Origin of the sequence: Acinetobacter haemolyticus (assembly GCF_003323815.1) — a bacterium.
Taxonomy (GTDB): Bacteria; Pseudomonadota; Gammaproteobacteria; order Pseudomonadales; family Moraxellaceae; genus Acinetobacter; species Acinetobacter haemolyticus.
The window spans coordinates 817,176-829,126 of record NZ_CP030880.1; the positions used below are offsets into that span (position 1 = coordinate 817,176).

Below are 11,951 nucleotides of genomic sequence, written 5' to 3' on the forward strand. Positions count from 1 at the left end.
TGCATAGCTCATTTATTACATCAAAGGATTACTCCTGATGTGTAGTAATGATGACCTGAGGTCGAAAGACCTTGGGCGGTAGTGTCTTGTTACCAATTTGACATTATGAATCATGGGTATGCTTAAAAGGCAGCCCGAATTATTTTTTGCAATAGGAAATGGGTCCAAAAATGCAAGAAGTTGCTGACGCGCTGCGTCTTGACACTGAACTTTCTGCTGATAGTGCAGCTTATATTGAAGATCTTTACGAGCTGTACCTATCATCGCCAACCTTAGTTTCTGAGGACTGGCGTGAATACTTCGACAAATACCCTAAAGGTGATCAACCACACGGTAATGTACGCGAACAGTTCCTTTTGTTAGGACGCAATGCGAATCGGGTACAACCAATGGTACAAAGTACCGTGAGTACTGAGCATGAGCGTCGTCAAATTGGTGTTTTACAACTCATCGCTGCGTATCGTAACCGTGGTCATCAAAAAGCTAAACTCGATCCATTAGGTCTTGCGAAACGTGAAAATGTTCCTGACCTCGATTTATCAGCTCACGGTTTAACCAAATCAGACCTAGATACAGTATTCAATACTGGTAATCTCGCAATTGGCAAAGCAGAAGCAACATTGTCTGAAATGATTGAGGCAATGGAAGCGATTTACTGCAGTTCAATTGGTGCAGAATATATGCATATCGTTGACACGAAAGAAAAGCGTTGGATTCAACAACGTTTAGAAAGCGTGCGCGGTAAATTTAATTTTACCAATGATCAGAAAAAAGGCTTCTTAGAGCGTTTAACTGCTGCGGAAGGTCTAGAAAAGTATCTTGGTAACAAATTCGTTGGTGCGAAGCGTTTTGGCGTAGAGGGCGGTGAGTCTTTTATTCCAATGATGAACGAAATCATTCAACGCGCGGGTAGTGTTGGTTGTAAAGAAGTTGTGATTGGTATGCCACACCGTGGTCGTCTCAACCTTCTTGTTAACATCATGGGTAAAAACCCGGCTGACTTATTTGGTGAGTTTGAAGGGAAGAGCCTGCATAAAAAAGGTTCTGGTGATGTGAAGTATCACCAAGGTTTCTCTTCGAATGTTATGACACCGGGTGGTGAAGTTCACTTAGCACTTGCATTTAACCCATCACACTTGGAAATCGTTGGTCCAGTGGTTGAAGGTTCTGTACGTGCGCGTCAAGTACGTCGTAAAGACATTGGTGGTGATGATGTACTTCCTGTGATTGTTCACGGTGATGCGGCATTCGCAGGTCAAGGTGTTAACCAAGAAACCTTCCAAATGTCACAGACACGTGGCTATACAGTCGGTGGTACGGTTCATATCGTGATCAACAACCAAGTTGGTTTTACGACATCTGATCCACGTGATACACGTTCGACGGAGTATTGTACTGACGTTGCTAAAATGATTCAGGCTCCGATTTTCCACGTGAATGGTGATGATCCTGAAGCCGTCATTTTCGCGACTCAACTTGCACATGATTTCCGTCATGAGTTCCGCAAAGATGTGATTTTAGATTTGTTCTGTTATCGTCGTCGTGGTCATAATGAAGCCGATGAGCCATCTGCGACTCAGCCATTGATGTATCAAGTCATCAATAAAAAAGCGACTACACGTACTTTATACGCAGACCAATTGGTACAAGAAAAAATTCTTGATCGCGCAAGTGCGGATCAAATGATTGAAGATTATCGCTCTGATCTAGAAGCAGGTAATCATGTTGCAAATGCATTGGTTCGCCAACCAAACAAACATATGTTTGTTGATTGGACACCTTATTTGGGTCACGAATATACCGATGTTTGGGATACAACATTCAACATTGATCGTTTGAAAGAGCTTGGTAAAACGATGAATACATTGCCTGAAGGCTTTGTGTTACAGCGTCAAGTTCAGAAAGTGATTGATGATCGCGTTAAAATGCAAACTGGTGAAATGCCACTCAACTGGGGTGCGGCTGAAACTTTAGCTTATGCAACTTTACTTGATGATGGTTTCTTGGTTCGTATTACAGGTGAAGACGTTGGTCGTGGTACATTCTCTCACCGTCACGCTAAGTTACATAACCAAGTGGATGGATCTGTTTATATTCCACTGTGTCACATTAAAGAAAATCAACCACGTGTTGCGGTTTATGACTCTTTATTGTCAGAAGAAGCTGTACTTGCTTTTGAATATGGCTATGCCACAACTTTGCCAAAAAGTTTAATTGTTTGGGAAGCGCAATTTGGTGACTTCGCAAACTGTGCACAAGTTGTAATTGACCAATTCATCGCTTCTGGTGAAACCAAGTGGGAGCGTGTATGTGGTTTAACGATGTTGTTACCACATGGTTATGAAGGTCAAGGTCCAGAGCATTCATCTGCACGTTTAGAGCGTTTCTTGCAGCTTTGTGCAGAAGACAATATGCAAGTGATTACACCAACAACGCCAGCACAAATTTTCCATGCGTTACGTCGTCAGGCTGTTCGTCCAATCCGTAAGCCGATGATCGTGATGTCACCGAAATCTTTATTACGTCACAAACTTGCTGTTTCATCTTTAGATGAATTAGCAAATGGTTCATTCCAAACTGTGATCGATGAAGTGGATCAAATCAACAAAGCTGATGTCACTCGTTTAGTGCTTTGTGGCGGTAAGGTTTATTACGATTTACTCGAAAAGCGTCGTGAGCTTGGTTTAAACCATATTGCGCTTGTTCGTATCGAGCAATTGTATCCTTATCCAGAACAGCGCTTAGCTGAAGTGATGGCTCAGTATCCAAACATCGAAGAACTTGTTTGGGCACAAGAAGAACCGAAGAACCAAGGCGCTTGGTTATTCATCGTTCCTCGTTTGTATGAAGACGTTCTTAAATCTGGTAAACAAATTCGTATTAGCTATGCTGGTCGTGAAGCATCTGCCGCACCTGCTTGTGGCTCGCCTTACCTGCATGCAAAACAACAAGCTCAGCTTATCAACGACGCACTTGCGATTGAAGTTGAACAATCAGGAGATTCTAAATAATGGCAACCGAAATTAAAGCACCGGTATTTCCAGAGTCAGTTGCTGACGGTACGATCGCAACTTGGCACAAGAAAGTAGGTGAACCTGTATCACGTGATGAAGTGATCTGTGACATTGAAACCGATAAAGTTGTTTTAGAAGTGGTTGCTCCAGCTGATGGTAGCTTAGTTGCAATCGTTAAAGATGAAGGTGATACCGTTCTTTCTGACGAAGTTATCGCTCAATTCGAAGCTGGTGCTGTTTCTGCAGCTGCTCCTGAAGCTGCTGCACCAGCAGAAGCGGCACCTGCTGCATCTGCACCTGCTGCTGCGTCAACTCAAGCAGTTGATCAAAACCAAGCGCCTGCAGTTCGTAAAGCGTTATCTGAAACAGGTATCAATGCTGCTGATGTACAAGGTACTGGCCGTGGTGGTCGCATCACTAAAGAAGATGTTGCAAACCACAAACCAGCTGCATCAGTTCAACCATTAAGCGTTGCTGTAGGCGAGCGCATCGAGAAACGTGTTCCAATGACTCGTTTACGTAAGCGTGTTGCTGAACGTTTATTGGCTGCTACACAACAAACTGCAATGTTAACCACGTTCAACGAAGTTAACATGAAGCCAATCATGGAAATGCGTAAGCAATACAAAGATGCTTTCGAAAAACGTCATGGTGCTCGTTTAGGCTTTATGTCTTTCTTTGTTAAAGCAGCAACTGAAGCGTTAAAGCGTTACCCAGCTGTAAATGCATCTATTGATGGTGATGATATCGTTTATCACGGTTTCTATGACATCGGTGTTGCAGTATCAAGTGACCGTGGTCTAGTTGTACCTATCCTTCGTGATACTGATCGCATGAACTATGCTGAAGTTGAAAGCGGTATCGCTGCTTATGCTGGCAAAGCACGTGAAGGTAAATTATCGATTGAAGAAATGACGGGTGGTACGTTCACAATTACTAATGGTGGTACGTTCGGTTCATTGCTTTCAACACCGATTTTAAACCAGCCACAAACTGCGATTTTGGGTATGCATAAAATCCAAGAACGTCCAATGGCAGTGAATGGTCAAGTTGAAATCTTGCCAATGATGTACTTAGCGCTTTCTTATGACCACCGTTTAATCGATGGTAAAGAAGCTGTTGGTTTCTTGGTAACAATCAAAGAATTGTTAGAAGAGCCAGCTAAACTCATTCTTGATCTTTAATACTACAAATATTGCCTCCCATATAAAGTGATCCTTTATATGGGGTTTTGGAGATAAAAATGTCTCAACAGTTTGATCTTGTTGTTATTGGCGGTGGACCTGGTGGTTATGAAGCGGCGATTCGTGCAGCTCAACTTGGCTTCAAAGTCGCTTGTATTGAAAAACGTATTCACAACGGTAAGCCATCTTTAGGTGGTACCTGCTTAAACGTGGGTTGTATCCCTTCTAAAGCATTACTTGACTCTTCTCATCGTTATGAAGCTACTGTTCACGAACTTGCTGAACACGGTATTACGACTGGTGAAGTTAAATTTGATTTAGATACTTTGTTAGCGCGTAAAGACAAAGTCGTTGAACAATTAACTGGTGGTGTTGCTCAGTTACTTAAAGGTAATGGTATCGAGTGGTTACAAGGTACAGGTAAATTACTTGCAGGTAAAAAAGTAGAATTCACACCATTTGAAGGTGATGTACAAGTTTTAGAACCGAAATACGTCATTCTTGCGACGGGTTCTGTACCTGTAAACATTCCTGTTGCTCCTGTAGATGAAGATTTAATTGTTGATTCTACTGGCGCATTGAAATTCCCAGAAGTTCCTAAGCGTCTTGGTGTCATCGGTGCAGGTGTTATCGGTCTTGAGCTTGGTTCTGTATGGCGTCGTCTTGGTTCTGAAGTTGTTGTGTTTGAAGCATTAGATGCATTCTTACCAATGGCTGATAAAGCATTGGCGAAGGAATATCAAAAAATCTTGAAAAAACAAGGTTTAGATATTCGTATCGGTGCAAAAGTTTCTGGTGCTGAAACCAATGGTCGCGAAGTAACGGTTAAATATAACCAAGCTGGTGAAGACAAAGAACAAGTTTTTGACAAGTTAATCGTATGTGTAGGCCGTAAAGCATATGCAGAAGGTTTATTGGCAGAAGATTGTGGCATTAAACTCACTGAACGCGGTTTAGTTGATGTGAATGATCAGTGCCAAACATCTGTTGAAGGTGTTTATGCAATTGGTGATTTAGTTCGTGGTCCAATGCTTGCACATAAAGCAATGGAAGAGGGAGTAATGGCTGTTGAGCGTATTCACGGTCATGCTGCTCAAGTGAACTATGACACAATCATCAGCGTTATTTATACGCATCCAGAAGCAGCTTGGGTTGGTTTAACCGAAGAACAAGCAAAAGAAAAAGGTCACGAAGTTAAAGCAGGTCAATTCCCATTTGCGGTGAACGGACGTGCATTGGCTGCAGGTGATACTGCCGGTTTTGTTAAGTTTGTTGCTGATGCAAAAACTGATCGTCTATTAGGTATGCACGTTGTTGGTCCAAATGCGTCTGACATCGTACACCAAGGTATGATCGCACTCGAATTTGTATCTTCAGTTGAAGATTTGCAATTGATGACTTTTGGTCACCCAACATTCTCTGAAGTTGTACATGAAGCGGCGCTTTCTGTTGATGGTCGTGCAATCCACGCAATTCAACGCAAGCGTAAATAAACAAAAAGTGTGGCTTGCCACACTTTTTTAAATGATGATGATGGTCTTATTTAGACTTTCATTTACTCAATATGTAGCAGCCCAGCTCTAAAAACAACTGGGCTGTATCACACCAAACAACATAGTAGGTAACTAAATGAACTTACATGAGTATCAAGCTAAAGCGTTATTGAAAGAATACGGAATGCCAGTACAAGAAGGTATCTTGGCAACCAATGCAGACGAAGCAGTTGCTGCATTTGAACAGCTTGGTGGTAAATTCGCTGTAATGAAAGCGCAAGTTCATGCGGGCGGTCGTGGTAAGGCTGGCGGCGTTAAAGTTGCAAAATCTAAAGAAGATGTTATCGAATTCGCGAACAACATCATTGGTACTCGTCTTGTAACGTATCAAACAGATGCAAATGGTCAACCTGTTAACAGCATTATCGTTGCTGAAGACGTTTACCCAGTTGAGCGTGAACTTTACTTAGGCGCGGTTGTAGACCGTTCTAGCCGTCGTATTACTTTCATGGCTTCTACCGAAGGTGGTGTAGAAATCGAGAAAGTTGCAGAAGAAACTCCTGAAAAAATTATCAAAGTTGAAGTTGATCCATTAGTTGGCTTACAACCATTCCAAGCGCGTGAAGTTGCGTTTGCTTTAGGTTTGAAAGACAAACAAGTGAGCCAATTTGTAAAAATTATGGGCGCAGCTTACCAAGCATTTGTAGAAAATGACTTTGCATTATTTGAAATTAACCCACTTTCAGTTCGTGAAAATGGCGATATTTTATGTGTAGACGCGAAAGTAGGTATCGACTCTAACGCGCTTTACCGTTTACCTAAAGTCGCTGCTTTACGTGACAAATCTCAAGAGAATGAGCGTGAATTAAAAGCATCTGAATTTGATCTTAACTATGTTGCTTTAGAAGGTAACATCGGTTGTATGGTGAACGGTGCTGGTCTTGCAATGGCAACTATGGACATCATTAAACTTTATGGTGGTCAGCCTGCAAACTTCCTTGACGTTGGTGGCGGCGCAACTAAAGAGCGCGTAATCGAAGCGTTCAAAATCATCCTTGCTGATACTTCTGTACAAGGTGTTTTAATCAACATCTTCGGTGGTATCGTACGTTGTGACATGATTGCTGAAGCAATTATTGCAGCGGTTCAAGAAGTAAACGTAACTGTTCCAGTTGTTGTTCGTTTAGAAGGTAACAACGCTGAGTTAGGTGCGAAATTACTTGATGAATCTGGTTTGAAATTAATTTCTGCGAACGGTTTATCTGATGCCGCAGAAAAAGTTGTAGCTGCAGTTAAAGCCTAAGGAGTATCAATCATGAGCGTATTAATTAATAAAGACACTAAAGTATTGGTACAAGGTTTTACTGGTAAAAACGGTACTTTCCACTCTGCACAAGCTTTAGACTACGGTACAAAAGTTGTTGGTGGAGTTACTCCAGGTAAAGGTGGAACAACTCACCTTGACCTACCTGTATTCAACACAATGAAAGAAGCGGTTCGTGAAACTCAAGCTGATGCTTCTGTTATCTATGTACCAGCTCCATTCGTTTTAGATTCAATCGTTGAAGCGGTTGATTCAGGTGTTGGCTTGATCGTTGTGATCACTGAAGGTGTTCCAACAATCGACATGCTTAAAGCTAAACGCTACTTAGAAACTAACGGTAACGGTACTCGTTTAGTTGGTCCTAACTGCCCAGGCGTGATCACTCCAGGTGAATGTAAGATCGGTATTATGCCGGGTCACATCCACCAACCAGGTCGTATTGGTATCATCTCACGTTCAGGTACATTGACTTATGAAGCTGTTGCTCAAACAACTAAGCTTGGTTTAGGTCAATCTACTTGTATCGGTATTGGTGGTGACCCAATCCCAGGTATGAACCAGATCGAAGCGCTTCAATTGTTCCAAGACGATCCAGATACTGATGCAATCATCATGATCGGTGAGATCGGTGGTACAGCGGAAGAAGAAGCTGCTGAATTCATCAAATCTAACGTGACTAAGCCTGTAGTGGGTTACATCGCTGGTGTAACTGCGCCTAAAGGTAAGCGTATGGGTCACGCTGGTGCGATCATTTCTGGTGGTCAAGGTACTGCTGAAGAGAAATTCGCTGCATTTGAACGTGCGGGAATGGCTTACACTCGTAGCCCAGCTGAGCTTGGTTCAACAATGATGCAAGTTTTAAAAGAGAAAGGTTTAGCGTAATTCGTTAGATTTAATCTGAGAAAACCCCAATGGAGACATTGGGGTTTTTTTAATGGATCAAAATGCTTACTCAGCTTTTGGTTTCAACCCTTGGGTTAAACCATTGATATCGCCACCTTGTAAGCCAAGTTCACTCATTAAGCTATCAATCAATGGTGCTTGTGAGCGATAGCGTAGGGCACTATTCACCACCTGATCGGATAATGAAGCTGTTGTGCCGTGTTCTGCATTATCACCTGACACAGCAGAACCACCAGCAAAACCATTTAAACCATTAACCTGTAAAATCTTGATATCATCAATATTTTCCATTGGTTTAACACTTTCACGAATAATATCTGGTAGATGTTTGAGCAATGCTAAGCGCACTTGCATTTCCACTTGCTCAGCAGAAAGAGTATTGGCAGCTTCATTGACTGCACGAGCACCTTCCGCGTCAACTTGATACTGTTTCTCTAAAGCTTGAGCAAGCAATATTTTAGCATCGGCTTCACCTTTAGCTTTTAAGCGAATCTTTTCAGCATCAGCTTCAGCAGCAATACGTACAGCTTCAGCTTCATCTGCTGCTGCCTTTTTACCCGCATCGGCCGCTACCGTAATCGCAATCGCATCTTTTTCTGCTGTTTGTTTTGCTGCAACCAACTCGACAGCTTTTTGACGTTCCGCGCGTTGGGTTTCACGTACAGTCACAACTTCTTCTTCAGCTTTTACTGCTTCAGCACGTGCTTTATCTGCTTGCGCTTTTGCTTCAGATTCAGCACGTGACTTTTCTGCAATCGCAATAGCACGATCTTGTTCCGCAAGCTCAATGGTTTTCTTTTGTTCAACTTGTGCTTTTTCAATCAATTGTGATTTTTGAATGTTTTCATTCTCGACATCACGGGCAGCAGCAATTCTTTTCAACTCAACTTCACGTTCTGCAGCAATACGAGCTTCTTCTGCTTCACGTTTTTTACCAGCTTCTTGTGACGCGATCTCAGCAAGTTGTTCAGCTCTACGAATCGAAATCTCACGTTCTTGTTGCAGTTTTGCGTATTCTTCTTCGCGAGAAATTTCTAATCTTCTACGTTCAGCTTCTAAGTCTTTCGCACGAATGGCAAGATCAGTATCTTGTTCGATGTCATTACGCTTCTTACGACGATCTTCGATGGTTTCTGTAAGTTTGGTTAAACCCTCAGCATCGAAGGCATTTTGTGGGTTGAAAAATTTAAAGCTAGTTTGATCTAAACCTGTTAATGATACGGTTTCAAGCTCTAAACCATTTTTCGATAGGTCCTCAGAAACCACTTGTTGGACTTTTTGTACAAAATCGACACGTTTCTCGTGTAACTCTTCCATTGCCATTTCAGCCGCAACAGCACGAAGTGAGTCGACAAATTTCCCCTCAACCAAATCTTTCAGCTCAGGTGGGGACATGGTTTTGCGACCTAAAGTCTGTGCTGCAGTCGCAATCGATTCAGCAATTGGCTTAACACGAACATAGAACTCAGCCATCACATCAACACGCATACGATCACGGGTAATAAGTGCTTGATCTGCTGCACGTTTCACTTCTAGGCGTAAGGTATTCATATTTACTGGAATAATTTCGTGTAAAACAGGAAGTACAATTGCACCGCCATTTAAAATCACTTTTTCTCCGCCCCAACCTGTACGAACAAAAGAGACTTCTTTGCTAGAGCGTGTATATAATCGAGCAATCACCACCCCAATAAAGATCAGTACAGCGAAAATAATACCGGTAATAATTAAAATTTCAGTCAATGCTGAAGTAAGCATCTAAAAACCCTCTATGTAAACACTTTAATAAAGATTATGTAGCAATGGCTTGAAAGCCGATTTTGGTTTTTTGCGTTAAAATAACGTCTTGGCCTTGATAAAAGATAGTATCAAGTTCTGGTTCGACTAAGACATAATGTGTCTGACCAAATTGATCTTTGACTTTGGCTTGAGCAGGGGAATTAGGTTTTGCATCACCTAAAACAATATGTGCAGTGAGGCCAATTAAATCATCACTATGAATGGCTGTAGTTTCATCTTTAGGAATAATTCTTGCGATGAATTTTGCACTAAATCGAACGATTGGCATACACAAAAATAAGCTGGCTGGTGCAATTAACCATGCTGAAAAATAATGTTCAGTCAGGTGGTAGAAAATATCTTGAATGATTAACCCTGTTAATCCATAAGCCGCTAAGAAAATAATCAGCCAAATGAGTAATGGAACTTTGCCTAAATAGAGCCATTCAAGAAATTGAATAAACACATTGTTTGAGTGTTCAAGCGAAACATCTGCTTGATTTACATCGGATAAGCTGTCTGGTAAAAATTGCTCGAAAAAACTAGAGCTACCGCCGAGCAAGAGTAGGAAAATTTCAAGAACACCAATAAATAAACATAGTAGTAGTGCAATAGTAAAAATAAAATTTGAAGGGTGTGTTAGGAGATCTAAAATCATCGAAATTACTCTTATTTCTTTTTGAAATATTTAATAGATTTTTATATAAATAAAACAGTTATAAGATAAATCTAAGTCAGCCTAATTTCAACTGATATTAATCACAATATTATAAGCAAAAAAAACGCAATGATTGGGGTGATCATTGCGTTGAACAACGAATCTGCATAAAACAGTTTCGGTTGAAAAGGAGAAATGTCATGAGATTAGTGTTTGCTAATCTACATCGCTATAATATTTAAAACTTTGATCTAGTTCATGCATATTCGTGTTAATAGATGTTAATAGATGTTAATAAGTGACAAAAATTGCTAGTTTTGAATTTTTTATTGAAGTTCTTAAATTAGACTTAAATCAATTATTTGCAATAAAAAAGCCCAAAAAATGGGCTTTCTCGATATATTTTAGACTAAATCAAAACTTGAATAATCCTAGTCCAGATTTAACTTCATCTAAAGTTTGCTGAGTGATATCACGACATTTTTCCGTACCTTGCTTAAGAATATCCATGATGTAATCTGGATCTTTTTCAAGTTCAGCACGACGTTCACGAATTGGCGCGATCAATTCTTGTAAAATACCTTCTAAGCGTTTTTTCACTGCTCCATCGCCTAAACCACCACGACGATAGTGTGCTTTTAATTCTTCAACTTCTTCTTTATTTGGATCAAAAGCATCAAGGTAGGTAAATACAATATTACCTTCTACTTGACCTGGATCTTCAATACGTAAATGATTCGGATCCGTATACATTGCATTTACAGCTTTCTTAATGTCTTTATCGGAAGCATTTAATACAATGGTATTACCCAATGATTTCGACATTTTCGCTTTGCCATCAAAACCTGGTAAACGTGCCATGTTTGACAGGAGCGCTTTACACTCAGGTAATAAGTCATGACCAATTTGACGATTAATACGGCGTACGACCTCATTGGTTTGTTCAATCATCGGCAGTTGATCTTCGCCAACTGGAACAACAGTTGCCTTAAATGCAGTAATGTCTGCAGCCTGTGCGATTGGGTAACACAAGAAACCTGCTGGGATATCTCGTTCAAAATTACGTAATTGGATTTCAGCTTTTACAGTTGGATTGCGCTCTAAACGTGCCACTGTGACATAGTTAAGATAGATCATGGTCAGCTCATTGAGCGCTGGCAAGCATGATTGTACACAAATAGTGGTTTTGGTTGGGTCGATCCCAACTGCTAAATAGTCTAGGGCGACTTGCAAAATATTATTGCGAACCTTGTCTGGATTGTCGGCATTATCTGTAAGCGCTTGAGCATCAGCCAATAGAAGGTGTTGGTGATGACTGTCTTGTAAACCTACACGAGAGCGCAATGAACCGACAAAATGTCCGAGGTGAAGTTGGCCAGTAGGGCGGTCGCCTGTCAAAATAATTGGGCGATGATCAGCATTACTCATGTTATGTTCCAAGATTTAGTGATTTCATCAATATAAGATTGGCATTATTGTACGGGAAATAAAAAATTTTCGTCAGCGATTGCTTTAACTTTTTTTCTCAAAAATATTCTTGTGAATCATTAAAGCAATTCTACAATACGATAGATAAATACAAATTAGGACAAGAAT

General features: G+C 40.9%; 8 protein-coding genes. 5 read left to right on the forward strand and 3 right to left on the reverse strand.

The genetic code is table 11. The annotated features are described in order from the left end of the window. The first annotated feature begins 170 nt into the window (after window positions 1-170). The 5 genes from DS737_RS03860 (at window position 171) to sucD (ending at window position 7,897) form a co-directional block, all read left to right on the forward strand. Window positions 171-3,011 (forward strand): 2-oxoglutarate dehydrogenase E1 component, encoded by a 2,841-nt coding sequence (locus DS737_RS03860; protein ID WP_005082998.1) that lies wholly within the window; start codon window positions 171-173, stop codon window positions 3,009-3,011. Further along, window positions 3,011-4,198, forward strand: coding sequence for a 2-oxoglutarate dehydrogenase complex dihydrolipoyllysine-residue succinyltransferase (odhB, locus tag DS737_RS03865; protein WP_113996808.1), 1,188 nt, complete (start codon window positions 3,011-3,013; stop codon window positions 4,196-4,198). Before DS737_RS03860 ends, odhB begins: the two co-directional genes overlap by 1 nt. A gap of 59 nt (window positions 4,199-4,257) precedes the next feature. Continuing rightward, the gene (gene lpdA, locus DS737_RS03870) at window positions 4,258-5,691 is read left to right on the forward strand and encodes a dihydrolipoyl dehydrogenase (protein ID WP_113996809.1); all 1,434 of its coding nucleotides are present in this window, start codon (window positions 4,258-4,260) and stop codon (window positions 5,689-5,691) included. A gap of 136 nt (window positions 5,692-5,827) precedes the next feature. After that, complete coding sequence (sucC, locus tag DS737_RS03875; protein ID WP_004640348.1) at window positions 5,828-6,994, forward strand: ADP-forming succinate--CoA ligase subunit beta; 1,167 nt, start codon at window positions 5,828-5,830, stop codon at window positions 6,992-6,994. Window positions 6,995-7,006: 12 nt separating this feature from the next. Continuing rightward, entirely contained in the window at window positions 7,007-7,897 is an 891-nt protein-coding gene (gene sucD / locus DS737_RS03880) for a succinate--CoA ligase subunit alpha (RefSeq protein WP_004640347.1), read from the forward strand. 66 nt (window positions 7,898-7,963) lie between these two features. Here the strand turns inward: sucD and DS737_RS03885 are convergent, their stop codons facing one another. The 3 genes from DS737_RS03885 to trpS all read right to left on the reverse strand — a co-directional run bounded on the left by DS737_RS03885 (window position 7,964) and on the right by trpS (window position 11,783). Beyond that, on the reverse strand, window positions 7,964-9,676 hold the full coding sequence (locus DS737_RS03885; RefSeq protein WP_004640327.1) for a flotillin family protein: 1,713 nt from the start codon (window positions 9,674-9,676) through the stop codon (window positions 7,964-7,966). A 34-nt stretch (window positions 9,677-9,710) separates the two neighbouring features. Further along, window positions 9,711-10,355: a YqiJ family protein gene (locus DS737_RS03890; RefSeq protein ID WP_004640325.1), complete on the reverse strand. Its 645-nt coding sequence runs from the start codon at window positions 10,353-10,355 to the stop codon at window positions 9,711-9,713. A gap of 414 nt (window positions 10,356-10,769) precedes the next feature. Beyond that, a complete protein-coding gene (gene trpS / locus DS737_RS03895) occupies window positions 10,770-11,783 on the reverse strand; it encodes a tryptophan--tRNA ligase (RefSeq protein ID WP_004640323.1) in 1,014 nt (337 codons plus the stop codon). Window positions 11,784-11,951: the final 168 nt, after the last annotated feature.

What these genes read in the sequence shown, in the direction of transcription:
- sucD (WP_004640347.1), top strand. Translation starts at nt 7,007, where the DNA reads ATGAGCGTATTAATTAATAAAGACACTAAAGTATTGGTACAAGGTTTT.
- DS737_RS03885 (WP_004640327.1), bottom strand. Translation starts at nt 9,676, where the DNA reads ATGCTTACTTCAGCATTGACTGAAATTTTAATTATTACCGGTATTATT.
- trpS (WP_004640323.1), bottom strand. Translation starts at nt 11,783, where the DNA reads ATGAGTAATGCTGATCATCGCCCAATTATTTTGACAGGCGACCGCCCT.
- lpdA (WP_113996809.1), top strand. Translation starts at nt 4,258, where the DNA reads ATGTCTCAACAGTTTGATCTTGTTGTTATTGGCGGTGGACCTGGTGGT.
- odhB (WP_113996808.1), top strand. Translation starts at nt 3,011, where the DNA reads ATGGCAACCGAAATTAAAGCACCGGTATTTCCAGAGTCAGTTGCTGAC.
- DS737_RS03860 (WP_005082998.1), top strand. Translation starts at nt 171, where the DNA reads ATGCAAGAAGTTGCTGACGCGCTGCGTCTTGACACTGAACTTTCTGCT.
- sucC (WP_004640348.1), top strand. Translation starts at nt 5,828, where the DNA reads ATGAACTTACATGAGTATCAAGCTAAAGCGTTATTGAAAGAATACGGA.
- DS737_RS03890 (WP_004640325.1), bottom strand. Translation starts at nt 10,355, where the DNA reads ATGATTTTAGATCTCCTAACACACCCTTCAAATTTTATTTTTACTATT.